Below are 22,258 nucleotides of genomic sequence, written 5' to 3' on the forward strand. Positions count from 1 at the left end.
CGCATCAAGAACAGCCCGACTGAATCGGGCCGTGAGCATCAAGCGGTTGTTTGCAAACCGGCGACGGTGCGTGGCATGCCGACAAACCCTGGCAAGGCTTCAACCCGTGTCAGCCAGGCCCGAATGTTGGGGTAGTCATCCAGCGACACATTGCCTTCCGGGGCATGGGCGATGTAGCTGTACGCGGCGATGTCGGCGATGGTCGGCTCGCCACCGGCCAGATAGGGCGTTGCGCCCAGTTCCTGATCGATCACTTTGAGCCAGCTGTGGGCGTAAGCGATCACCTCTTGCGCGTTGTAAGGCGCACCAAATACGGTGATCAGCCTTGCCCTGCCCGGGCCGAAGGCAATCGGCCCGGCGGCGACCGACAACCAGCGCTGAACCTTGGCCGCACCGACCGGGTCGGTTGGCAGCCAGCGACCGTTGCCGTATTTCAGCGCAAGGTAGACCAGGATCGCGTTGGAATCGGCCAGCACCACACCTTGATCATCAATCACCGGCACCTGCCCAAACGGGTTGAGCGCCAGAAAATCCGCTTGCTTGTGGGCGCCCTTGGCCAAATCGACGAAGATCAGCTCGGTCGGCAGTTGCAACAAAGACAGCATCAGCTCCACACGGTGAGCGTGGCCAGAGCGGGGGAAGTTGTAGAGTTTGATCGCTTGCATGGTCGACTCCGCTGGGTGGTGGCGCCGTCCAGGAAGATCAGCGCCTATAGGGGGCCATCTTCCATCCGCAACCAAAACAACAGAATAACCAGCCAACGCAATCCATTATTTCAGCCAGTGCAATAACCTTCAGCCATGCAGGGCCGGGTGTTCGCGCAGGACGTTCACCACGAAGTCCACAAAACTACGGACCCGCACCGGGGCTTTGCGCCCACCCTGGTAGACCACATGAATGGGCAATGGCGGCAGTTCGAAGTCAGCCAGAACGATTTCCAGCTCACCGGCCGCGACTTTGCTCGCCACTTGATACGACAGCACTCGAGTCAGTCCCAACCCCATGGCAGCGGCTGTGATAGCCGCCTGATTGGCGGTGACCACAAGGCGCGGTTCCAGACGAATGCTGATCGGCTCTCCCGCATCAAGGAACGGCCAGCTTCTGTGCTGACCGATGGACGACGTAGCGATGATCGGGCCTGCGCTTAAATCTGCAGGATGCCGGGGCCGACCATGGTCAGTCAGGAATCCGGGGGACGCGCAGATCACCCGCCGCACTTCGCCCACGCGAATTGCATGTTGATTGCTGTCAGGCAACTCACCGATGCGCACAGCCACATCGATGCCCTCCTCGACCATACTCACCACCCGGTCGACCAGTAGAGCGTTGATGCTGACTTCAGGAAATTGAGACAAGTAACCGACCATGACCGGCGTAACGAACAGATCACCGAACAACACCGGCGCCGTGATCGTCAGTTGCCCACGGGGTTGGGCGTGGCTTCCGGCCGCCGAATCCTCCGCTTCCTGCACCTCGGTGAGAATTCTCCGACAATCCTCCAGATAACGCTGACCCGCCTCGCTCAAATGCACGCTGCGGGTGGTACGTGTCAGCAATTGGGTGCCAATGCGTTTTTCCAGCGCCGCCACGGCGCGGGTGACACTGGCCGCCGACATCCCCAAACGCCGCGCCGCCGCCGAGAAGCCTTGTTCCTGGGCGACGGTGGCGAAGACTTGCATTTCCTGGAAGCGGTCCATCGGGCATGTCCTTTATTCAGATAAAAAAAATCGCAACCATAGGCTGCGATTTTTATTGTTTCGATCACCTGTGGATAACTTATTCCACCGTCACCGACTTCGCCAGGTTACGCGGCTGGTCAACGTCAGTGCCTTTCAATACGGCCACATAGTACGAAAGCAGCTGCAGCGGAATGGTGTAGAGGATCGGCGACAGGATGTCATGGATGTGCGGCATATGGACGACATGAGTGCCTTCGCCATTGGTCATGCCAGCCTGCTCGTCGGCGAAGACGATCAGTTCACCCCCACGGGCGCGGACTTCCTGGAGGTTGGATTTCAACTTTTCCAGCAGTTCGTTGTTCGGCGCCACAGTGACTACGGGCATGTCGTTATCCACAAGCGCCAACGGGCCGTGTTTCAGTTCGCCCGCCGGATAGGCTTCCGCGTGGATGTAGGAGATTTCCTTGAGCTTGAGAGCCCCTTCCATCGCCACCGGGAATTGCGCGCCGCGACCGAGGAACAGTGTGTGGTTCTTCTCGGCGAACAGCTCGGCGATTTTTTCCACGGTGCTGTCCATGGCCAGGGCTTCGCCCAAACGGGTCGGCAGGCGACGCAGTTCTTCGACCAGTGTGGCTTCGACGCCTTCGGCCAACGTACCGCGAACCTGACCCAGAGACAGGGTCAGCAACAGCAGGCCAACCAGTTGAGTGGTGAAGGCTTTGGTCGAGGCTACGCCGATTTCGCGACCGGCCTGGGTCAGCAGCGTCAGGTCCGATTCACGCACCAGGGAGCTGATGCCGACGTTGCAGATTGCCAGGCTGGCGAGGAAACCGAGCTCCTTGGCATTGCGCAGCGCAGCCAAGGTGTCGGCGGTTTCACCTGACTGGGAGATGCTCACGAACAGGGTGTCGGGCTGCACCACTACTTTGCGGTAGCGGAATTCGCTGGCGACTTCGACCTGACATGGGATGCCAGCCAGTTCTTCGAGCCAGTAACGGGCAACCATGCCGGCGTGATAGCTGGTGCCGCAGGCGACGATCTGTACATTGCGTACCTTGGCGAACAGCTCGGCAGCTTGGGGACCGAATGCCTCGACCAGCACTTGGTTTTGGCTCAGGCGACCTTCGAGAGTGCGCTGTACTACGACCGGTTGCTCGTGAATTTCCTTGAGCATGTAATGGCGGAATTCGCCTTTGTCAGCCGCTTCGGCACCGTCGCGGTACTGAACGCTTTCACGCTGGACGAGCGCGCCATCGATATCCCAGATCTGCACGCTGTCGCGGCGAATTTCGGCGATATCGCCCTCTTCCAGGTACATGAAACGGTCGGTGACCTGACGTAGCGCCAATTGGTCGGAAGCCAGGAAATTCTCCCCCATACCCAGACCGATCACCAATGGGCTGCCACTGCGGGCCGCCACCAGGCGATCCGGTTGAAGGGCGCTGATCACCGCCAAACCGTAAGCACCGTGCAGCTCTTGCACGGTCGCTTTCAGGGCTACTGTCAGGTCGGGTTGCAGCTTGAGTTTTTCGTTCAGCAAATGCGCGATGACTTCAGTGTCAGTGTCCGACGTGAACACGTGACCCAGCGCCTTGAGTTGCTCGCGCAGGGCTTCATGGTTCTCGATGATGCCGTTGTGCACCACCGCCAGATCGCCGGAAAAATGCGGGTGAGCATTGCGTTCACACGGCGCGCCGTGGGTCGCCCAGCGAGTGTGGGCAATGCCCAGACGGCCGACCAGTGGCTCTTCGATCAGCGCCTGTTCCAGCTCGCTGACCTTGCCCGGACGACGCGTGCGCAAGAGCTTTTCATCATTGGTGTACACCGCCACACCGGCGCTGTCATACCCGCGGTATTCCAGACGCTTGAGGCCTTCGAGCAGGATGGCGGTAACGTTACGTTCTGCGACTGCACCGACAATTCCACACATGCTAGTTCTCCTGACTGACGGCGGCGCAAATCAAATTAATGCCGCGGGCCTGAATCTGATCGCGTACCTCAAGTGGCAGACGATCATCGGTAATGAGGGTATGGACGCTGCTCCATGGCAGTTCCAGATTGGGAATTTTGCGGCCGATCTTGTCGGCCTCGACCATCACGATCACTTCGCGGGCAACCTCGGCCATGACACGGCTCAAGCCCAGCAATTCATTGAAGGTGGTGGTCCCGCGCACCAGATCGATGCCATCGGCACCGATAAATAGCTGATCAAAGTCATATGAGCGTAGTACTTGCTCGGCCACCTGACCCTGGAAGGACTCGGAATGCGGGTCCCAGGTCCCGCCGGTCATCAACAGCACCGGCTCATGCTCGAGTTCGCTCAAAGCGTTGGCGACATACAGGGAGTTGGTCATCACCACCAGACCCGGTTGCTGACCGAGTTCCGGGATCATTGCCGCGGTGGTGCTGCCGCTGTCGATGATGATTCGCGCATGCTCGCGGATTCGCGTGACGGCGGCACGGGCAATGGCCTGTTTGTATTTGGAAACCGGTTGGCCGAGATCGGCGACCAGTTCCTGAGGCATGGTGACCGCCCCGCCATAACGACGCAGCAACAGACCGTTGCTTTCAAGCGCGGCCAAGTCCTTGCGAATCGTAACTTCCGAAGTTTCGAAGCGCTTGGCCAACTCATCCACACTGACTTCCCCCTGCTCATTGAGCAAGGCGAGGATGTTATGGCGGCGTTGGGGCGTGTTGCGCTTTGACATGACTTGGTTAGTTTCGATTCGAAAGATAACGTAAGCAATCAAAACCTATTAGCGAAACTTCGTCAAGCGCGACACGATAAAAATGATCTGTGGATAAAAAGCTTCGCGGGCAAGCCTCGCTCCTACGGACGGTGATATTCCGTAGGAGCGAGGCTTGCCCGCGAAAGCAATCTCATGGCCAGCACATCATGAACTGTGGATAACTCAGCTCTTCTTGATCTTCTCCGGCCGTTTCCAGCCATCGATGTTCTTCTGCCGAGCCCGACCCACGGCCAACTGAGCCTTATCCACATTCTGGGTAATGGTCGAACCCGCCGCCGTGGTCGCACCCGCTGAGATATCCACAGGCGCTACCAATGAGTTGTTGGAGCCGATGAATACATCTTCGCCCAACACGGTTTTCCACTTGTTGGCGCCGTCATAGTTACAGGTGATGGTGCCTGCGCCAATGTTGGTGCGCGCACCGATCTCGGCATCGCCCAGATACGTCAAGTGACCGGCCTTGGCGCCCTCGCCCATATGGGCGTTCTTCAGTTCAACGAAGTTACCCACATGCGCGCGAGCTTCCAGCACCGTACCCGGGCGCAAACGAGCGAACGGGCCGGCATCGCTGCCTTCACCGAGCATCGCGCCTTCGATATGGCTGTTGGCCTTGATCACCACGCCTTTGCGCAAGGTGCTGTCCTTGATCACGCAGTTCGGGCCGATCACCACGTCGTCCTCGATGACCACTTTGCCTTCGAGGATGACGTTGATGTCGATCAGTACATCCCGACCGACGGTGACCTCACCACGCACATCGAAACGTGCCGGGTCGCGCAGGGTCACGCCCTGAGCCATCAAACGACGAGCGGCGCGCAGCTGATAGTGACGCTCAAGCTCGGCCAGTTGCTTGCGATCGTTGGCGCCCTGCACTTCCATAGCGTCATGGGGGTGTTCGGTAGCCACCACCAGACCATCACTGACCGCCATGGCGATCACGTCGGTCAGGTAGTACTCGCCTTGGGCATTATTGTTGGACAGCCGGCTCATCCAGTCGCCCAAGCGCTCAAAAGGAACTGCCAGGATGCCTGTATTACCTTCAGTAATGGCGCGTTCGGCATCGTTGGCGTCTTTTTGCTCGACGATGGCGGTAACCTTGCCGGCGGCATCGCGGACGATGCGGCCATAACCCGTAGGGTCATCCAGCTCGACAGTCAACAGGCCCAATTGCTGCGGTGCAGCCAGCTTGAGCAACCGTTGCAGGGTTTCGACTTCGATCAAGGGTACGTCGCCGTAAAGAATCAGCACGGTATCGGACTCGATGAACGGCACAGCCTGGGCCACCGCATGTCCGGTACCCAGCTGTTGATCCTGCAGGACGAAATTCAGGTCATCGGCCGCCAGACGCTCGCGCACCGCTTCGGCACCATGTCCGATCACCACATGGATGCGTTGTGGATCCAGTTGCCGGGCCGTGTGGATAACATGGCCAAGCATTGAGTTACCGGCAACAGGATGCAGGACTTTAGGCAAGGCCGAACGCATGCGCGTGCCTTGGCCGGCAGCGAGGATAACAATTTCAAGAGACATGACAGGCTACTAATCCTGGGGGGTCAGCGGCTGCGACCGGGTGATGAAAGTCGGAAAAGAAAAAAGGGTAGCCGAGGCTACCCTTTTTAATCAATCGCGCAATAAGTCGATGGCCTATTAGTGGCCGAACTTCTTGCGGATCTGCTGGACGGTGCGCAGCTGAGCTGCAGCCTCGGCCAGACGTGCGGCAGCAGAACCGTAATCGAATTCCGCGCCTCGCTCATGCAAGGCCTTCTCGGCAGCCTTAACGGCTTCCTGAGCGGAGGCTTCGTCCAGGTCGGCAGCACGTTGCACGGTGTCGGCAAGAACCTTGACCATGTTCGGCTGAACCTCGAGGAAACCGCCGGAGATGTAATACACCTCCTCTTCCCCGCCCTGCTTGATCAAGCGGATAGGACCCGGCTTGAGATTGGTGATCAGCGGCGCGTGACCCAGGGCGATACCAAGATCACCCAGTGCACCGTGCGCAACCACCATCTCGACCAGGCCGGAAAAGATTTCCCCTTCCGCGCTGACGATATCGCAATGGACTGTCATAGCCATCTGATTGCCTCAACCTAAATTAGCGCCCGTTGCCGGGCGCCGGGATTACAGTTTCTTGGCTTTCTCGATCGCTTCTTCGATGCCGCCGACCATGTAGAACGCTTGTTCTGGCAGGTGGTCGTAGTCACCGTTGAGGATGCCTTTGAAGCCAGCAATGGTGTCTTTCAGGGAAACGTATTTACCCGATGCACCGGTGAAGACTTCAGCCACGAAGAACGGCTGCGACAAGAAACGCTGGATCTTACGAGCACGGTTTACCAACTGCTTGTCGGCTTCCGACAGCTCGTCCATACCCAGGATCGCAATGATGTCCTTCAGTTCTTTGTAACGCTGCAGAACATACTGTACGCCGCGAGCGGTGTCGTAGTGGTCCTGGCCGATTACGTTCGGGTCCAGCTGGCGCGAAGTCGAGTCGAGTGGATCGACCGCCGGGTAGATACCCAGGGAAGCGATGTCACGGGACAGAACGACGGTGGCGTCCAAGTGGGCGAAGGTGGTCGCTGGCGACGGGTCAGTCAAGTCATCCGCCGGTACGTATACCGCCTGGATCGAGGTGATCGAACCGTTTTTGGTCGAAGTGATACGCTCTTGCAGAGTACCCATCTCTTCGGCCAGGGTCGGCTGGTAACCTACTGCGGAAGGCATACGGCCCAGCAGTGCGGATACTTCAGTACCGGCCAGGGTGTAACGATAGATGTTGTCGACGAACAGAAGAACGTCGTTACCTTCGTCACGGAACTTCTCGGCCATGGTCAGGCCGGTCAGTGCTACGCGCAGACGGTTACCCGGCGGCTCGTTCATCTGACCGTAAACCAGTGCCACTTTGTCCAGAACGTTGGAATCCTTCATCTCGTGGTAGAAGTCGTTACCCTCACGAGTACGCTCACCCACACCGGCGAACACGGAATAACCGCTGTGCTCGATGGCGATGTTACGGATCAGTTCCATCATGTTTACGGTTTTGCCTACACCGGCACCACCGAACAGACCGACTTTACCACCCTTGGCGAACGGGCAAACCAGGTCGATAACCTTGATGCCGGTTTCCAGCAGGTCGTTGCCGCCCGCTTGTTCAGCGAAGGTTGGCGCAGGACGGTGAATGCCCCAGCGCTCTTCGGTGTCGATCGGGCCAGCTTCGTCGATCGGGTTACCCAGAACGTCCATGATCCGGCCCAGGGTCGCTTTACCGACTGGTACGGAGATGGCTGCGCCAGAGTCATTGACTTCCAGACCGCGCTTCAAGCCCTCGGTGGAACCCATCGCAATGGTACGAACCACGCCGTCGCCCAGCTGCTGCTGAACTTCCAGGGTGGTTTCGGCCGCGCTCACTACTTTCAGCGCGTTGTAGATGCTCGGTACGCTGTCGCGTGGAAATTCCACGTCGATAACGGCGCCGATGATTTGAACGATACGTCCGCTACTCATAGCTGGATCCTCTGAATATTTGAACCGTTAAACCGCGGCAGCGCCGCCGACGATTTCCGAGATCTCTTGGGTGATCGCAGCCTGACGCGCCTTGTTGTAGACCAGCTGCAAATCGCTGATCAAATCACCGGCGTTGTCGGTAGCGTTCTTCATCGCGATCATCCGCGCAGCTTGTTCAGCCGCGTTGTTCTCGACCACCGCCTGGTAGACCTGCGACTCCACGTAACGGACCATCAAGCCGTCAAGCAGCTCTTTGGCGTCCGGTTCGTACAGATAATCCCAGTGGTGCTTGAGTTCTTGATCCGGGGTTGCCACCAATGGAATCAACTGCTCCACGGTAGGCGATTGCGTCATGGTGTTGATGAACTTGTTGGACACCACGGACAGGCGGTCAATACGGCCGTCCAGGTAGGCATCCAGCATCACCTTGACGCTGCCGATCAGATCATTGATCGACGGCTCTTCACCCAGGTGGCTGATAGCTGCAACGACGTTACCGCCGAAGTTGCGGAAGAAAGCCGCACCCTTGCTACCCACTACACACAGATCAATCTCGACGCCGTTTTCGCGGTTTACCGCCATGTCCTTGACCAGGGCCTTGAACAGGTTGGTGTTCAAGCCACCACACAGACCACGGTCACTGCTCACCACAACGTAACCGACGCGCTTTACTTCACGGTCGATCATGAATGGGTGGCGATATTCCGGGTTGGCGTTGGCCAGATGGCCAATAACCTGGCGGATGCGCTCCGCGTAAGGACGGCTAGCAGCCATGCGCATTTGTGCCTTGCGCATTTTGCTGACCGCCACTTTTTCCATGGCGCTGGTAATCTTTTGCGTGCTTTTGATGCTCGCAATCTTACTGCGAATCTCTTTTGCGCCTGCCATGTAACACCTATCAGGTTAGCAAGCGGGAGCCTTGCGGCTCCCGCTGCGGCTTACCAGGTTTGGGTGGCCTTGAACTTCTCGATACCGGCTTTCATGCCAGCGTCGATTTCGTCATTGAAGTCACCCTTCACGTTGATCTTCGCCATCAATTCGGCGTGATCGCGGTTGAAGAAAGCAATCAGCGCTTGTTCAAAGCTGCCGATCTTGGCGATTTCGACGTCAGTCAGGAACCCACGCTCAGCGGCATACAGCGACAGCGCCATGTCAGCGATCGACATTGGTGCGTATTGCTTCTGCTTCATCAGCTCGGTAACGCGCTGACCATGCTCAAGTTGCTTACGGGTCGCTTCGTCCAGGTCAGAAGCGAACTGGGCGAATGCCGCCAGTTCACGGTACTGAGCCAGAGCGGTACGGATACCACCGGACAGCTTCTTGATGATCTTGGTCTGAGCGGCACCACCCACACGGGATACCGAAACACCGGCGTTCACTGCAGGACGGATCCCGGAGTTGAACATGGCCGATTCCAGGAAGATCTGACCGTCGGTGATGGAAATCACGTTGGTCGGAACGAACGCGGAAACGTCGCCAGCCTGGGTTTCGATGATCGGCAGTGCGGTCAGGGAACCGGTTTTGCCGGTCACTGCGCCGTTGGTGAACTTCTCTACGTACTCTTCCGAAACGCGGGATGCGCGCTCCAGCAGACGGGAGTGGAGATAGAACACGTCGCCTGGGTAAGCTTCACGGCCTGGTGGACGGCGCAGCAGCAGGGAAATCTGGCGGTAAGCCACTGCTTGCTTGGACAGATCGTCATAAACGATCAGCGCGTCTTCACCGCGGTCGCGGAAGAATTCACCCATGGTGCAACCGGAGTACGGAGCCAGGAACTGCAGTGCTGCAGATTCCGAAGCGCTCGCCGCCACGACGATGGTGTTAGCCAGTGCGCCGTTTTCTTCCAGCTTGCGAACCACGTTGGCGATGGTCGATTGCTTCTGACCGATGGCTACGTAGACACAGAAAATGCCGCTGTCTTTCTGGTTGATGATCGCGTCGATCGCCAGAGCGGTTTTACCGATCTGACGGTCACCGATGATCAGCTCACGCTGGCCACGGCCGACAGGGATCATGGCATCGACAGCCTTGTAGCCAGTCTGTACAGGCTGGTCTACCGACTTACGCCAGATCACGCCTGGAGCAACTTTCTCGACCGCATCGGTCTCGGTGTTGTTCAGCGGACCTTTGCCGTCAACTGGGTTACCCAGTGCGTCGACTACGCGACCCAGCAGTTCCTTACCAACCGGAACTTCGAGGATGCGGCCGGTGCACTTGGCGCTCATGCCTTCAGCCAGAGACTGGTAGGAACCCAATACAACGGCACCTACAGAGTCTTGCTCAAGGTTGAGAGCCATACCGAAGACGCCGCCCGGAAACTCGATCATCTCGCCGTACATGACGTCGGCCAGACCGTGAATCCGCACGATACCGTCAGATACGCTGACGACAGTGCCTTCGTTACGGGCTTGAGAGGTCACATCGAGCTTGTCGATGCGGCCCTTGATAATTTCACTTATTTCGGAAGGATTGAGTTGCTGCATTGCTCTGCTGCCCCTTCAAACTCAAGATTTCAATGCTTCGGCAAGGTTCGCGAGTTTGCCGCGAACCGAGCCATCGATAACCAGGTCGCCGGCGCGGATGACAATGCCCCCAATCAGGGATTTGTCTTCCTCGACTTGCAGGCGCACTTCCCGGTTGAGTCGTGCACTGAGAACCTTGGCGAGTTTGTCTTGCTGTTCTTGGTTCAATGCAAAAGCACTGGTCACTTCAACGTCTACCGACTTCTCTTGTTCAGCCTTGTACAGGTCGAACAGAGCGGATATCTCCGGCAAAAGCGGGAGACGGTCGTTTTCGGCAACGACGTTAATGAAGTTCTGTGCCTTGGCATCAAACTTGTCGCCGCACACGTCAATAAACGTGGCGGCCTTGTTTGCGCTCGTCAGTCGCGGGGCCTTGAGCACGCGCTGCATGGTGTCGTCTTGCGACACTGCTGCAGCCAGGCCGAGCATGGCTGACCAAGAGGCCAGTTGCTGGTGGGCCTGGGCGTGCTCGAAGGCTGCCTTAGCGTAAGGTCGGGCCAACGTGGTCAATTCTGCCATGATCGCCCTCGCTTAAATTTCAGCAGCCAGTTTGTTTACCAGCTCCGCGTGCGCGTTTTGATCGATTGTGGCACCCAGGATCTTCTCGGCGCCGCCGACAGCCAGTGCACCCAGTTGGGCACGCAGCGCGTCTTTGACACTGTTCAGTTCCTGCTCGATCTCGGCCTGAGCCTGAACCTTCACACGGTCAGCGTCGATACGGGCTTTTTCAACAGCCTCGTCAACGATCTGATTACCGCGTTTCTTGGCTTGCTCAATGATTTCAGCTGCCTGAGCTTTCGCTTCGCGCAGTTGCTGACCCACTTTCTCATGGGCCAACTCCAGGTCGCGAGCTGCTCGGCTGGCAGCGTCCAGTCCATCCGCGATCTTCTTCTGACGTTCGTGCAAAGCCGCGATGACCGGAGGCCACACGAACTTCATGCAAAACAGTACAAAAATGAAGAACGCAACGGACTGGCCAATCAGGGTTGCATTAATGTTCACGCCAACACCTCGCTCGTTCGTTGCACATCACACCAATCAACTCGAAGGTTCGAGTGATTAGCCAGCGAGTTGACCAACGAATGGGTTCGCGAAGGTGAAGAACAAAGCGATACCAACACCGATCATGGTTACGGCGTCGAGCAGACCGGCAACGATGAACATTTTGACTTGCAGCATTGGAACCATTTCTGGCTGACGCGCTGCGCCTTCCAGGAACTTGCCGCCCAACAGGCCGAAACCAATTGCGGTACCCAGTGCGCCCAGGCCGATCAACAGTGCAACAGCGATAGCGGTTAGACCAACTACAGTTTCCATCTTTCCTCCCGACTTTTACGTCGTATGGTTTAGGTTTTTTAGATTTTAAAGCGGTAAAACAAATCGTTTCATAGCCCTGTTCGGGCACCCACCCGCTTTACCGGGTGGGACATCAGACTAGTCGAGACTGGTCTTAATGGTTCTCTTCGTGCGCCATCGACAGGTAGACGATGGTCAGCATCATGAAGATAAACGCCTGCAGGGTGATGATCAGGATGTGGAACACAGCCCACGCCCACTGCAGAACTACGCCCAGGCCGCTAAGCCAGAGCAGACCGCTGCCGAACATCACAGCAATCAGAATGAAGACCAGCTCGCCGGCGTACATGTTGCCGAACAGACGCAGTGCCAGAGAGATTGGCTTGGCCACCAGCGTCACGAACTCCAGCAGGAAGTTCACCGGAATCAGCAGGGCTTGAACGAAGATGTTCTTGCTGCCGAACGGGTGCAGGGTCAGTTCGCCAATGAAACCGCTGATGCCCTTGACCTTGATGCTGTAGAAAATGATCAACGCGAATACCGACAGGGACATACCCAGGGTCGCATTCGGGTCAGTGGTAGGAACGGCACGGAAGACCAGGTGCGGGTCGCCCGTAATGATGGCAGCCAGCTTCGGAATCCAGTCAACCGGTACCAGGTCGACGGCGTTCATCAGGAACACCCAGACAAAAATCGTCAGGGCCAATGGCGCGATCAATGGATTACGGCCGTGGAAAGTATCTTTCACGCTGCCGTCAACGAACTCGATCATAACCTCGACGAAGTTCTGCAAAGCACCAGGCTGACCGGACGTCGCCTTCTTTGCCGCCATGCGGAAAAGAAGAACGAAAATCAGACCCAACGCGACCGACCAGCCGAGCGTATCGACGTGGAAAGCCCAGAAGCCCATTTCTTTGGCTTCTGCTGCGGTGTGGGCAAAACCCCACCCGCCAGTTGGATGCTGACCGAAGGTCAGGTTCTGCAAGTGGTGCTGGATATAGCCCGAAGCGGTTGTCTCTGCCATGGTTGCCTCAAACGCCCTAAGGTCTCGAAAGTCTTGTTCTCATTAGCAGGGGAGCGAACCAGCTAACCAGTTGGGTCAGCACGAAGACGCCGAATACTGCTAACGGCGCCAATGGCTTCACACCTGCGAACGTCAATGCAAACAGCACTGCCGTCAAAATCAGTTTGCCCGCCTCGCCGGCATAAAAAGACCGGACGATAGCTTGAGCTGCTCGGGCGCCGGAAAACCGAAATGCCCTGTGAGCGAAATAAATATTGGGAAGCAAGGCTATCAGGCCTCCGCAGAGTCCCGAGTACCCGGCAACGACTCCATGCCATTGCCAGAGCGCCAAAGCGGCAATCAGCAAAACGACAAATTGAGCCATTAACACCGGAAAAACTGCCAGGCGATGGAACGGCAAGCGGTCTGGCGTGCGGTTTTCCATCTCTTTTGCTCCCCAATGGTCGGCTGCCAGAATTCAATAACTTGGCATAATTTGTGCCGACAAAATGCGCGCAGAGTATAGGGGCGGTTCTGCCCCTATTCAACTGTCAGGTAGTGATTTCCGACTTCACGCTACATGAGGAATTGTTTCAGCGGATGTGTGCGAGCACACCTTGAAGCTCATCAAGAGAGTTGTAGCCGATCACCAGCTGCCCCTTACCCTTCTTTCCGTGGCGGATCTGCACCGCAGAGCCTAGGCGCTCGGCCAGACGCTGCTCGAGTCGGGTGATATCCGGGTCCGGTTTTGCCGGTTCCACAGGCTCCGGTTTGCCACTCAACCACTGGCGAACCAGTGCTTCAGTCTGGCGCACAGTCAGCCCCCGTGCGACAACGTGTCGCGCCCCTTCAACTTGTTGATTTTCCGGCAAACCGAGCAAGGCACGGGCATGACCCATTTCCAGGTCGCCGTGAGACAGCATGGTCTTGATGACTTCCGGCAGCGCAATCAGACGCAACAGATTGGCCACGGTGACGCGGGACTTACCCACAGCCTCGGCAACTTGTTGCTGAGTCAGCTGGAATTCCTGCTGCAAACGCTGCAAGGCCACCGCTTCTTCGATCGGATTGAGGTCTTCACGCTGGATGTTCTCGATTAGCGCCATGGCGATGGCGGTTTCATCCGGCACATCGCGAACCATTGCCGGGATGGTTTCCTGGCCAGCCTGTTGGCTGGCACGCCAGCGGCGTTCGCCGGCGATGATTTCGAAGCGCCCGCTGCCGATCGGGCGCACCACGATCGGCTGCATCACGCCCTGGGCCCTGATCGACTGCGCCAGCTCTTCCAGCGCCTGAGGATCCATGTCCCGACGCGGCTGGTACTTGCCACGCTGGATCAGGTCCAGGGGCAGGTGCTGCAGCTCACGCTGATCGGCTTGTACCGCTTGCTCTTCCAGCGAGCTGACAGTCGGACCACTCAGCAGTGCATCCAGTCCACGTCCGAGACCTCGTTTCTTGACGGCCATGGGGATTCCTTAAGTTGCCTGAGCAGCGGCGATGCGTGAGTTTTTGCGCTGACGGCGAACCATCTCGCCAGCCAATGCAAGATAGGCAATCGCGCCCCGCGATGATTTGTCGTACGCCAGCGCCGGCATGCCATAGCTTGGCGCTTCGGCCAAGCGGATGTTGCGTGGAATGACGGTGTCGTAGAGCTGATCGCCGAAGTGTTCCTTGAGCTGCGCCGATACGTCGTTCATCAGGCTCAGACGCGGGTCGTACATGGTTCGCAACAGGCCTTCGACTTTCAGGTTCGGGTTCAGCAGTTCGGCAATGCGCTTGATGTTATCCACAAGGTCGCTCAACCCTTCGAGCGCGAAGTACTCGCACTGCATGGGGATAATCACCCCGTCGGCGGCAACCAGCGCATTGAGCGTCAACATCGACAGCGACGGCGGGCAGTCGATCAAAATGTAATCGTAGTTTTCACGGATCGGCGCCAACGCACTGCGTAGACGGCTTTCCTTCATCTGCATTTCCAGCAGAACGACTTCGGCCGCGGTCAGGTCGCGGTTGGCCGGCAGCAATTGATAACCGCCATGCTCGGAATAGTGCATGGCCTGGGCCAGATCGCATTCGCCGATCAGCAGGTCGTAGACCGAGTTTTCCAGGCCGTGTTTATCCACACCGCTACCCATCGTGGCGTTGCCCTGTGGATCGAGATCGATCAACAGCACCCGACGCTTGGTAGCGACCAGGGAAGCTGCGAGGTTGATGCAGGTGGTGGTCTTGCCCACACCACCCTTTTGGTTCGCTATCGCGAATACCTTAGCCATTCTTGCTTGTGTTCCCAATCATGCCGTGCGGCGCAGTATCAGCAGATGGCGTTGGCCTTGGCAACCGGGTACGGCCAGGGCGTGTTCGCTATCGAGGTGGAAGTCTGCCGGCAATGCTACCAGCTCATCAGCGGGATGAACGCCCTTCATTGCCAGCCAACGTGTTTCGGTGTCGCCCAAATGGCGAGTCCAGTTGCTGAAGTTCTCCATGCTGCTGAACGCCCGGGAAATGATCCCGTTGAATGGCAGTTCCGGCTGGAAGGCTTCGACGCGACTGTGGATAACTTGCAGGTTATCCAGTTTGAGTTCGAGTTTGACCTGGGTCAGGAAGCGGGTTTTCTTGCCGTTGCTGTCCAGGCAGGTCACTTGCGACTCGGGAAACAGGATCGCCAGGGGAATCCCTGGCATGCCGCCGCCACTGCCCACATCCAGCCAACGGCCGTTTTCGATGAAGGACATAACGCTCAGGCTGTCGAGCAAATGCCGTGAAACCATTTCGTCTGGATCACGCACGGCCGTGAGGTTGTAGGCCTTGTTCCATTTTATCAACAGGGCCAGATAACCCAGCAGCTGTGCATGCTGGGCTTCCGTCAGGTTGACACCGAGCTGGCGCGCGCCTGTGGATAACTCTTCGGCGTGTTGCGAGGTAACCAACGAACTCAAGCGCTTTGCTCCAACTGACGGCCCGCGCCGCGTTTTTTCAAATGAATCATCAACAGCGAAATCGCTGCCGGGGTTACGCCCGGGATACGCGACGCCTGGCCCAAAGTCTCTGGACGGGTCGCGCCGAGCTTGCTCTGGATCTCTTTCGAGAGACCGGAGATGTTCGTGTAATCGATATCCACAGGCAGTTTGGTGTCTTCGCTGGCCCGCAAGCGCGCGATTTCATCCTGTTGACGATCGATGTAACCGGCATATTTGGTCTTGATTTCGACCTGTTCGGCGACCTGTGGATCTTCTGCGCCCCCACCGGTCACAGCGATCAGACCAGCGTAGTCGATTTCCGGACGGCTCAGCAGGTTGAGCAAATTGTATTCGTGGGTCAGCGGCGTACCGAATTTCTCGGAAATCGCATCGCCCTGCTCGGTACCCGGGCGAACCCAGGTACTTTTCAGGCGTTGCTCTTCCAGATCGATGCTTTCGCGTTTCTTGCAGAACGCTGCCCAACGCACGTCATCCACCAGACCCAATTCGCGACCTTTTTCGGTCAAGCGCAGGTCGGCGTTGTCTTCGCGCAGGATCAAACGGTATTCGGCGCGGGATGTGAACATCCGATACGGTTCCTGGGTACCCAGAGTAATCAGGTCGTCGACCAAAACGCCGATGTACGCTTCGTCGCGACGCGGGCACCAGGCGTCTTTGCCCTGCGCACGCAGTGCGGCGTTGGCTCCGGCCAGTAAACCCTGGGCGCCGGCTTCTTCGTAACCGGTGGTGCCATTGATTTGCCCGGCGAAGAACAGACCGCCAATCACTTTGGTTTCCAGGCTGTACTTCAGGTCACGCGGGTCGAAGTAGTCGTACTCGATGGCGTAGCCCGGACGAACGATGTGCGCGTTTTCCATGCCGCGGATCGATTGAACGATCTGCAATTGCACATCGAACGGCAAGGATGTGGATATCCCGTTCGGGTACAGCTCGTGGGTGGTCAGACCTTCCGGCTCGATGAAGACCTGGTGGCTTTCCTTGTCGGCAAAGCGGTGGATCTTGTCTTCGATCGATGGGCAATAACGCGGGCCGATGCCTTCGATCAACCCCGCATCGGAATACATCGGCGAACGATCAAGGTTGGCAGCAATAATTTCGTGGGTGCGGGCGTTGGTGTGGGTAATCCAGCAGCTGACCTGTTTCGGATGCTGCTCTTTGGAACCCATGAACGACATCACCGGAATCGGCGTATCCCCCGCTTGCTCGGTCATCACCGAGAAATCCACAGAGCGACCGTCGATACGCGGCGGTGTACCGGTTTTCAGGCGACCGACACGCAATGGCAGTTCACGCAGACGATGAGCGAGGGCAATCGACGGCGGATCACCGGCGCGACCTCCGGAATAATTCTGCATGCCGATGTGGATAAGTCCACCGAGGAAGGTGCCGGTGGTCAACACCACGGAATCTGCGAAGAAACGCAGGCCCATTTGGGTGACAACTCCGCGCACTTGTTCCTGCTCGACGATCAGGTCGTCAGCAGCCTGTTGAAATATCCACAGGTTCGGCTGGTTTTCCAAAGCTTCGCGAACAGCGGCCTTGTACAGAACCCGATCTGCCTGAGCGCGGGTTGCACGCACGGCTGGGCCTTTGCGGCTGTTCAATACGCGAAACTGAATACCGCCTTTATCGGTAGCCATGGCCATCGCGCCGCCCAGGGCATCGATTTCTTTAACCAAATGGCTTTTGCCGATCCCGCCAATGGCTGGGTTGCAACTCATGGCACCGAGGGTTTCCACGTTATGCGTCAGCAACAGGGTTTTTGCCCCCATACGTGCTGACGCCAGTGCTGCCTCGGTACCGGCATGACCGCCGCCGATGACGATCACTTCAAAACGGGAAGGGAAATCCACCACGCACCTCGTGCCTGCTTCAGTCAGGTAATCCGGAAATAGTTTGAGCTCAGGTTTTTGGACCTGGTCGGCAAGTATAGGGACTTCGCCCTTCCTAAAGAACCCTTTGCACAAAATTTAACCAGCTGTGGAGAAGTCGGGGTTATAGAAATTAAAAAGAGAGAAATTTATTAAATCTTTGTTTTTATGTTTATTTCTACTGAGCCACCTTTCTGTGGATAGATTGCTACAGCCCTTTATTTTCAATATGTACAGCGATTCAAAACCCTGTGGTCATGTACCAAGGAGGCCCTTGGATAACCGGTGTAAGCCTGTGGATGAAAGGGGTGGTTATCCACAGAGGTGGTTATCTTCAGTTTTGGGGCCCTGTTATCAACTGCCCTTAGCGGCACTTATTCACAGGGCTTAATCCACAGAAAAGCCGCCGAATGAGCAAATTCTGGGCAAGGGAAATCCGCTCAAGCGAAGAATCTGCTTCGGCACTGGGAAAAAAATTTCAGAAAAGGAGAGAGCAGACAGGCCCGAGTGGCCTGTCTGTGAACTGCGGAAGGGACTATTTACCGATACAGAAGCTGGAAAAGATCCTTCCCAGCAGATCATCGGAGCTGAATGCGCCGGTGATTTCGCCCAAAGACTGCTGCGCCTGCCGCAAATCTTCGGCCAACAGTTCACCAGCACCCGCTAACGTCAGCTGCGCACGGCCATGCTCAAGGGACGCACTCGCATGACGCAGTGCCTCCAGGTGACGCCTGCGAGCACTGAAGCTGCTTTCGGAGGTCTGCTCGTAACCCATGCAGGCCTTGAGGTGTTCGCGTAACAGGTCCAGTCCCATGCCAGCGGATTTGGCACTGAGACTGATGGTGACATGGCCATCGCCACTGACCTCCAGGGCAATCGCTTCCCCCGTCAGGTCAGCCTTGTTGCGGATAAGGGTAACTTTTGCCGGGTCCGGGCGGGTTTCGAGGAATTCAGGCCACAAGGCAAAGGGATCAAGAGCCTCGGGAGCCGTGGCATCGACCACCAGCAAGACCCGATCTGCCTCGCCGATAGCTTTCAATGCCCGTTCGACGCCAATTTTTTCCACCTGATCATCGGTATCGCGCAAGCCGGCAGTGTCGACCACGTGCAACGGCATGCCATCAATGTGGATATGTTCGCGAAGAATATCCCGGGTCGTGCCGGCAATCTCGGTCACGATCGCGGCTTCGCGTCCGGCCAAGGCATTCAGAAGGCTGGACTTGCCGGCATTCGGCCGGCCGGCGATCACCACGGTCATACCGTCACGCAGCAAGGCCCCCTGCCCGGCTTCACGCAGCACTGTGGATAATTCGTCGCGCACTTTGTCGAGCATGCTCAGGACATGACCATCGGCGAGGAAGTCGATTTCTTCTTCGGGGAAGTCGATGGCTGCTTCGACGTAAATACGCAGGCCTATCAGTTGCTCGGTGAGGTTATGCACACGCTGGGAAAACGCACCCTGCAACGAACGCAGGGCGTTTCGTGCCGCCTGTGCAGAACTTGCCTCGATCAAGTCGGCAATGGCTTCGGCCTGAGCCAGATCGAGCTTGTCGTTGAGGAAGGCACGCTCGCTGAATTCACCTGGTCGGGCCAGACGACAGCCCAGCTCCAGGCAACGTTTGAGCAACATATCCAGAACGATCGGCCCGCCGTGGCCCTGCAGTTCAAGCACATCTTCGCCGGTGAACGAGTTCGGTCCAGGGAAATAAAGCGCGATGCCTTCGTCCAGAACCTCTTCGTTTGCACTGAGGAACGGGCCGTAATGGGCAAACCGCGGTTTCAGTTCGCGACCGCTGATGGCTTTGGCCGCCAGACTCGCCAGCGGCCCGGAAATACGGACGATGCCCACACCGCCGCGACCTTGAGCGGTGGCGACGGCAGCGATGGTTTCACGAGGAACGCTCATAAACCGGTATCCAGACAAAAGTGACAGATAGCAAAACGCCCCACTAGGGGGCGTTTTGAGTGGTTATCCACAGAGTAAGTTACGCCTCGGCTTTTTTGGTAGCCGCTTCGATCTTACGCGTGATGTACCACTGTTGGGCGATGGACAGGCAGTTGTTCACAACCCAGTACAGCACCAGACCCGCCGGGAACCACAGGAAGAAGAAGGTGAAGATGATTGGCATCATTTTCATGACCTTCGCCTGCATCGGATCCGGAGGAGTCGGGTTCAACTGCTGCTGGATGAACATGGTTGCACCCATGATGATCGGCAGAATGAAGAACGGATCCTTGATCGACAGGTCAGTAATCCACAGCATGAACGGCGCCTGGCGCATTTCCACGCTTTCCAGCAGAACCCAGTACAGCGAAAGGAAAACCGGCATCTGCACCAGGATTGGCAAGCAGCCACCCAGCGGATTGATCTTCTCTTTCTTGTACAGCTCCATCATGGCTTGCGACATTTTCTGCCGGTCGTCGCCATGTTGCTCTTTCAGCGCAGCCAGTTTCGGTGCCACTGCACGCATGCGCGCCATGGATTTGTAGCTGGCAGCCGACAGAGGGAAGAAAATCCCCTTGATCAGCATGGTCAGGAAGATGATCGACCAGCCCCAGTTACCGACCAGCGCGTGGATATGTTGCAGCAACCAGAAGATTGGCTGGGCAATGAACCACAGAATGCCGTAGTCGACGGTCAGTTCCAGACCTGGGGACAACTCTTTCAGGACAGCCTGGCTTTTCGGACCTGCGTACAGAACGGCACTGGTTTCGGCTTTTGCACCTGGCGCGACAGTCATTGCCGGGGCGGTGTAGCCGATGATGTAGTTGCCTTTGCTGTCTTTACGGGTCTGGACGATGTTGTTCTCGCCCTTGACCGGAATCCACGCAGTCACGAAGTAGTGCTGCAACCAGGCAACCCAACCACCAGTGACGGTTTCTTTCAGCTGAGCCTTGTCCATGTCGCTCATCGACACTTTCTTGTACGGCTCGTTACTTGTCCACAGGGCGGCACCCAGGTAAGTCGCGGTGCCGGTGGCGGTGCTGGAAGAAGGATCGGAGCTGGCATCACGCTTCAATTGCGCGAACATTGCACCGGACCAGGGCTGAGCGCTCTGGTTGTCGATCAGGTAGGAAACGGTTACGTCATACAGGCCACGTTTCAGCGTGAAACGCTTGATGTAGTTGACACCGTCCTTGCTGAACTTCAGGTCAACAACCAATTGGTCTTGACCGTCAGCCAGTTGATAAATCTTCTTCTCGGAGGAGTAAACCGGACGACCGGCAGGACTTGCGTCCGGACCGTTGGTGCCGATCAGGCCACTCTGAGCCAGATAAGTCCGCTCGTTGCCGTTATCAAACAGCTGGAATGGAATTTCCGGATGATCCTGACGACGTGGATACAGTGGCAACGTCAACTGGGCAACATCGCCACCTTGTGGGTCGATTGCCAGGTTGAGCACATCCGTTTTGATCTGGATGAGGTCTTTGCTTGCAGCTACTGGTGTTTCAGCAGGTGCAGTTGCACTGGTATCGCTTGTGGCGCGTGGAATGTCGTCACTGACAGAAGCATTATTGCCAGTCGCCGTATCCGGCAGGCCCGGTGCGGTAGTACTGGAAGCAACATTCTGAGTCGGCAGGGCAGCCTGACCATAGTCCTGGTTCCATTTAAGGACCATAACGTAGGACACGATTGCCAGGGCGACGATCAGGATCGTGCGTTTGATATCCATGATTACTCGGCCATCGAAGAAGAACGGGAGGTAGGGATAGATGGAACCGGGTCATAACCACCGGGATTCCACGGATGACAGCGACCTAAACGACGAAAGGTCAGCCAGCCACCGCGCAGAAGGCCATGATTTTCTATGGCTTCATACGCGTAGCAGGAACAACTGGGGTAGAAACGACAGTGACTGGCCATCAGGGGACTGATGGCATAGCGATAAAACTGGATCGGAACGAGTGCCAGTTTACGCATCGGTACTGTCTACCCCTACAGTTTCGGTTTTGACTGCTGGTACCGGCTTGCTGCGTGCCAGACGTTTCCAGAGTTTGTCGAAATGCTGAATCAATTCGGGGCTTTCTACGTCACCCAAACCTTTGCGCGCGACGATAACGATGTCCCAACCGACCAGTAAATCCTGGTTCAGGCGAAACGATTCGCGCATCAGACGTTTGAGGCGATTGCGCTCGACGGAGAGCTTTACGCTCTTTTTCCCGATAACCAGCCCGAGACGGGGGTGATCAAGATCGTTATTGCGCGCAAGGAGCAGGAGATTTTTCCCCGGAACCTTGCCGGTAGGGGAGTCAAAGACTGCCTTGAAATGCCGGGGGGTAAGCAGACGCTTTTCCCGACTGAAGTCCTGACTCACCTCCAGTGCCGGCTTATCAAACTGCCAGACGCGCACGACCTTTGGCGCGGCGACGCGACAGAACGGCACGACCGTTCTTGGTAGCCATGCGAGCACGGAAACCGTGGGTACGAGCGCGTTTGATAGTGCTTGGTTGGAAAGTACGTTTCATTGTCGTGTTACCTGGTTCGTCCACAACGGGCCGGAATGGCCCCCGTTTTAAGAGACCGGGGATTCTAGAGAAAGCAAGCCTCTAGGTCAATTTCCAACCAGCGTTTCCTTATAAATAGATCTCCAGACGATTTACCCGGCGAAGGTCGTTCGCCAGATATAGAAATAAAGAAGGGAATTATTTAAAGCTTTTCT

General features: G+C 57.0%; 23 protein-coding genes. All 23 read right to left on the bottom strand.

Annotation, left to right across the window (positions count from 1 at the left end; genetic code table 11):
• Positions 1-38: 38 nt before the first annotated feature.
• Positions 39-665 (bottom strand): glutathione S-transferase family protein, encoded by a 627-nt coding sequence (locus KW837_RS11045; protein WP_192345178.1) that lies wholly within the window; start codon positions 663-665, stop codon positions 39-41.
• Positions 666-794: 129 nt separating this feature from the next.
• A complete protein-coding gene (locus tag KW837_RS11050) occupies positions 795-1,697 on the bottom strand; it encodes a LysR family transcriptional regulator (protein WP_123495610.1) in 903 nt (300 codons plus the stop codon).
• A gap of 79 nt (positions 1,698-1,776) precedes the next feature.
• Positions 1,777-3,609, bottom strand: coding sequence for a glutamine--fructose-6-phosphate transaminase (isomerizing) (gene glmS / locus KW837_RS11055; RefSeq protein WP_192345180.1), 1,833 nt, complete (start codon positions 3,607-3,609; stop codon positions 1,777-1,779).
• Between the two features lies 1 nt (position 3,610).
• Complete coding sequence (locus tag KW837_RS11060; RefSeq protein WP_218395704.1) at positions 3,611-4,387, bottom strand: DeoR/GlpR family DNA-binding transcription regulator; 777 nt, start codon at positions 4,385-4,387, stop codon at positions 3,611-3,613.
• Positions 4,388-4,591: 204 nt separating this feature from the next.
• Entirely contained in the window at positions 4,592-5,959 is a 1,368-nt protein-coding gene (glmU, locus tag KW837_RS11065) for a bifunctional UDP-N-acetylglucosamine diphosphorylase/glucosamine-1-phosphate N-acetyltransferase GlmU (protein ID WP_218395706.1), read from the bottom strand.
• Positions 5,960-6,076: 117 nt separating this feature from the next.
• Positions 6,077-6,502, bottom strand: a complete 426-nt coding sequence (locus tag KW837_RS11070) for a F0F1 ATP synthase subunit epsilon (RefSeq protein ID WP_010465460.1) — start codon at positions 6,500-6,502, stop codon at positions 6,077-6,079.
• Positions 6,503-6,547: 45 nt separating this feature from the next.
• Positions 6,548-7,927 (bottom strand): F0F1 ATP synthase subunit beta, encoded by a 1,380-nt coding sequence (gene atpD / locus KW837_RS11075; RefSeq protein WP_008007883.1) that lies wholly within the window; start codon positions 7,925-7,927, stop codon positions 6,548-6,550.
• Positions 7,928-7,954: 27 nt separating this feature from the next.
• On the bottom strand, positions 7,955-8,815 hold the full coding sequence (gene atpG / locus KW837_RS11080; protein ID WP_007903034.1) for a F0F1 ATP synthase subunit gamma: 861 nt from the start codon (positions 8,813-8,815) through the stop codon (positions 7,955-7,957).
• 50 nt (positions 8,816-8,865) lie between these two features.
• Positions 8,866-10,410 (bottom strand): F0F1 ATP synthase subunit alpha, encoded by a 1,545-nt coding sequence (gene atpA, locus KW837_RS11085; RefSeq protein WP_007903032.1) that lies wholly within the window; start codon positions 10,408-10,410, stop codon positions 8,866-8,868.
• A 21-nt stretch (positions 10,411-10,431) separates the two neighbouring features.
• Complete coding sequence (locus KW837_RS11090; RefSeq protein ID WP_007903030.1) at positions 10,432-10,968, bottom strand: F0F1 ATP synthase subunit delta; 537 nt, start codon at positions 10,966-10,968, stop codon at positions 10,432-10,434.
• A 12-nt stretch (positions 10,969-10,980) separates the two neighbouring features.
• On the bottom strand, positions 10,981-11,451 hold the full coding sequence (locus tag KW837_RS11095; protein WP_063342029.1) for a F0F1 ATP synthase subunit B: 471 nt from the start codon (positions 11,449-11,451) through the stop codon (positions 10,981-10,983).
• Positions 11,452-11,508: 57 nt separating this feature from the next.
• Positions 11,509-11,766 carry a F0F1 ATP synthase subunit C gene (gene atpE / locus KW837_RS11100; RefSeq protein ID WP_002555987.1) on the bottom strand — a complete coding sequence of 86 codons (258 nt, stop codon included), beginning with the start codon at positions 11,764-11,766 and terminating at the stop codon, positions 11,509-11,511.
• Between the two features lie 133 nt (positions 11,767-11,899).
• On the bottom strand, positions 11,900-12,769 hold the full coding sequence (atpB, locus tag KW837_RS11105; protein WP_123495598.1) for a F0F1 ATP synthase subunit A: 870 nt from the start codon (positions 12,767-12,769) through the stop codon (positions 11,900-11,902).
• 16 nt (positions 12,770-12,785) lie between these two features.
• On the bottom strand, positions 12,786-13,193 hold the full coding sequence (locus KW837_RS11110) for a F0F1 ATP synthase subunit I (RefSeq protein WP_007903021.1): 408 nt from the start codon (positions 13,191-13,193) through the stop codon (positions 12,786-12,788).
• 148 nt (positions 13,194-13,341) lie between these two features.
• Complete coding sequence (locus KW837_RS11115) at positions 13,342-14,214, bottom strand: ParB/RepB/Spo0J family partition protein (protein ID WP_123495596.1); 873 nt, start codon at positions 14,212-14,214, stop codon at positions 13,342-13,344.
• A gap of 9 nt (positions 14,215-14,223) precedes the next feature.
• Entirely contained in the window at positions 14,224-15,021 is a 798-nt protein-coding gene (locus KW837_RS11120) for a ParA family protein (protein WP_008007890.1), read from the bottom strand.
• A gap of 18 nt (positions 15,022-15,039) precedes the next feature.
• The gene (rsmG, locus tag KW837_RS11125) at positions 15,040-15,684 is read right to left on the bottom strand and encodes a 16S rRNA (guanine(527)-N(7))-methyltransferase RsmG (protein WP_218395708.1); all 645 of its coding nucleotides are present in this window, start codon (positions 15,682-15,684) and stop codon (positions 15,040-15,042) included.
• Positions 15,681-17,579: a tRNA uridine-5-carboxymethylaminomethyl(34) synthesis enzyme MnmG gene (mnmG, locus tag KW837_RS11130; RefSeq protein ID WP_063342028.1), complete on the bottom strand. Its 1,899-nt coding sequence runs from the start codon at positions 17,577-17,579 to the stop codon at positions 15,681-15,683. The genes rsmG and mnmG overlap by 4 nt, the downstream gene beginning before the upstream one ends.
• Before the next feature lie 553 nt (positions 17,580-18,132).
• Positions 18,133-19,503, bottom strand: coding sequence for a tRNA uridine-5-carboxymethylaminomethyl(34) synthesis GTPase MnmE (mnmE, locus tag KW837_RS11135; RefSeq protein WP_218395710.1), 1,371 nt, complete (start codon positions 19,501-19,503; stop codon positions 18,133-18,135).
• A 79-nt stretch (positions 19,504-19,582) separates the two neighbouring features.
• Positions 19,583-21,271 (bottom strand): membrane protein insertase YidC, encoded by a 1,689-nt coding sequence (yidC, locus tag KW837_RS11140; protein ID WP_192345184.1) that lies wholly within the window; start codon positions 21,269-21,271, stop codon positions 19,583-19,585.
• A 2-nt stretch (positions 21,272-21,273) separates the two neighbouring features.
• Entirely contained in the window at positions 21,274-21,519 is a 246-nt protein-coding gene (yidD, locus tag KW837_RS11145) for a membrane protein insertion efficiency factor YidD (protein ID WP_052966011.1), read from the bottom strand.
• Positions 21,512-21,913: a ribonuclease P protein component gene (gene rnpA / locus KW837_RS11150; protein ID WP_032830545.1), complete on the bottom strand. Its 402-nt coding sequence runs from the start codon at positions 21,911-21,913 to the stop codon at positions 21,512-21,514. The genes yidD and rnpA overlap by 8 nt, the downstream gene beginning before the upstream one ends.
• Positions 21,914-21,929: 16 nt before the next feature.
• A complete protein-coding gene (gene rpmH / locus KW837_RS11155; protein ID WP_003213577.1) occupies positions 21,930-22,064 on the bottom strand; it encodes a 50S ribosomal protein L34 in 135 nt (44 codons plus the stop codon).
• Positions 22,065-22,258: the final 194 nt, after the last annotated feature.

The sequence above is a fragment of the Pseudomonas sp. PDM24 genome (assembly GCF_019218905.1).
In the GTDB taxonomy this organism is placed as follows: Bacteria; Pseudomonadota; Gammaproteobacteria; order Pseudomonadales; family Pseudomonadaceae; genus Aquipseudomonas.